We start from the raw sequence: 1,976 nt of genomic DNA on the forward strand, positions 1-1,976 counted from the left end.
CGCCTGCGCAGCCTGCTGCGCAGGGTGCAGCGGCGCCGGCCCAGCCGGCCGGCCTGGAGCAGTCATTGGCGCCTGCAGCGCAGACACAGCAACCTGTACAGGTACAGGCCGCACCAACTGCCGTACCAGTTGCCGTACCAGTTGCCGTACCAGCTCCCTTACCTGCCGCTGCACCAGTTGCTGCACCGATGGCCACGGCCCCCGCTGCCGCGACGGCCCCCGAAATCCCCGCCGAGCCCGTCGTGCTCGACGGACTGCTGCCCACCAACGGGCTGGACCTGGACATCTTCCAGTCCGGCGCAGGCCAAGCTGCGCCAGCCATCGTTTCTGCCGCAAGCGCTGCCGCCGCTCCCGCCAACACCAGCTCCAGCTCCAGCGCCCACTTCAACGCAGCCTCCAGCATCCTCGGCCAGGGCGCCGCCGCCATTCCCGTCGGCACCCTGCCCTGCACCGCCGCGCCTGTCGATGCTCCGGTGCAGCCCCAGCCGGCCGCCAACGCCGCCAGCGCCGCCCACGCCGACCTGCAGGCCCTGGCCACGGCCTTCATGGAAGGCGCGGGCCTGAACCCGGCCAAGACCCATTTCGAGGTCACGCCCGAATTCATGCGCACCTTCGGCGAAGCCCTGCGGATTGCCGTGCAGGGCACCATCGACCTGCTGGCGGCGCGCTCCGAGATCAAGCGCGAGTTCCGTGCCGGCGTCACCATCATTGCCACGGGCGCCAACAATCCGCTCAAGTTCCTGCCCAATTCCGAGGGCGTGCTCATGCAGATGGTCCACCAGACCTTCCCGGGCTTCATGAAGCCGCTGCCCGCCATGCAGGACGCCTTCCAGGATCTGCACGTGCACCAGCTGGCCCTGATGGCCGGCATCCGCGCCGCCTATGCCGAGGCCCTGACCCGGTTCGATCCGACCGAGCTGGAGCGCCGCACCGAAACCAACCCCGGCCTGCTGGACAAGCTGCTGACCAATGGCCGCAAGGCTGCGCTGTGGGACGACTACAAGCACAACTTCGACGTGCTGCGCCGCCATGCCGAGGACGATCTGATGGCCTTCTCGGGCCGCACCTTCGTCGAGGCCTACGAAAACGCCGAGCAGTCCGTGAAAGGCCAGCCGTGATCGCCTACCTCGACGGAGACGGCCACCGCTACAGCATCCAGGTGGCCAGCGCATCCCACAGCGGCAGGCGTTCCAGCAACGAAGACGCCATGGGCCTGATGGACCTGGGCGCCGGCGGCCTGTGCTGCACCCTGGCCGATGGGGCTGGCGGGCACGGGCATGGCGAACTTGCCGCCCAGCTCACGGTCCAGGCCGTGCTGGAGGGCTTCCGGGAGAACCCGCTGTTCGCCCCTGCCAGCCTGGCCTCCCTGATTTCCCAGGCGGAGCACCGCGTCAGCGGCCAGCAGTCCACCTCGGCCTCGCGCATGCACATGAGCGCCACCGTGGTGGTGCTGTGCATCGACCCCGGGCAGGGCCGCGCCCTGTGGGCGCACTGGGGCGACTCGCGCCTGTACTGGTTCCGCGCAGGCCGCATGCACCTGCGCACCGAAGACCACAGCCTGGTGCAGCAGCTGCTGCACGCCGGCCTGTACGAAGAGAACGACCCGCGCCGCCTGCCCAACCGCAACGTCCTGGCCGGCGCCATCGGTGCCGAAGGCCAGGTGCCGCCCAGCATCCGCTCCGCCGCCGTGGCCCTGGAGCCCGGCGATGTCTTTTTGCTGTGCTCGGACGGCCTTTGGGAGGGCATGCACGAGTCGGAAATGGAGCAGCTGCTGGCCGCGAGCCAGCGCCCCGACGAATGGATACAGCGCATGGTCGGCCGCGTCGTATCCAGCGGCAATCCGCACCAGGACAACCTCAGCGCGCTGACGGTGTGGATCTGCCCGCGTGACACCAATGACTGATATCGAGACAGGAGAAGCCATGTGGAAATCGCATGCACCGCATGTACCGCAAGCGCGCCGTCAGGCGACGCGG

The 1,976-nt window shown here is 69.0% G+C and carries 2 protein-coding genes; both read left to right on the forward strand.

Annotated elements, in window-relative coordinates:
* The coding region (gene tagH / locus L995_RS34765; RefSeq protein WP_047474709.1) for a type VI secretion system-associated FHA domain protein TagH at positions 1-1,118 on the forward strand (1,118 nt) is incomplete at its 5' end.
* Positions 1,115-1,903, forward strand: coding sequence for a PP2C family protein-serine/threonine phosphatase (locus L995_RS28315; RefSeq protein ID WP_046240040.1), 789 nt, complete (start codon positions 1,115-1,117; stop codon positions 1,901-1,903). The genes tagH and L995_RS28315, both read left to right, overlap by 4 nt.
* Positions 1,904-1,976: the final 73 nt, after the last annotated feature.

This window comes from Delftia sp. ZNC0008 (assembly GCF_000799035.1).
Classification (GTDB): domain Bacteria; phylum Pseudomonadota; class Gammaproteobacteria; order Burkholderiales; family Burkholderiaceae_C; genus Comamonas; species Comamonas tsuruhatensis.